This is a genomic window from Pseudomonas sp. 10C3, from assembly GCF_036346185.1.
GTDB lineage: Bacteria > Pseudomonadota > Gammaproteobacteria > Pseudomonadales > Pseudomonadaceae > Aquipseudomonas.
Window position 1 is genome coordinate 1 of sequence record NZ_JASJVE010000221.1, and the last position, 234, is coordinate 234.

Sequence of the window (234 nt, forward strand, 5' to 3'; positions counted from 1 at the left end):
GTCCGTCGTTTTACCCGAGCGAGTCTGAACACGGCCAAGCGGTCCCGACCTGGAATTACCTCGCGGTCCACGCTTTCGGGCCTGCCGAGGTGTTTCATGACGCCCATCGCCTGCGCGTTCTGGTTCGCGCGCTGACAGAGAAGCATGAAGCAGGTCGCGCCATACCCTGGACGCTGGAGGACTCACCTGCCGACTACATCGACAAGATGCTCGGCGCTATCGTCGGTTTTGCAG

Annotated in this window: 1 protein-coding gene; it reads left to right on the forward strand. The window is 61.5% G+C overall.

What is annotated here, in order from left to right; all coding sequences use genetic code 11:
• Nucleotides 1-234: FMN-binding negative transcriptional regulator (locus tag QN399_RS26680; protein ID WP_330201984.1), on the forward strand; the 234-nt coding region annotated here is incomplete at both ends.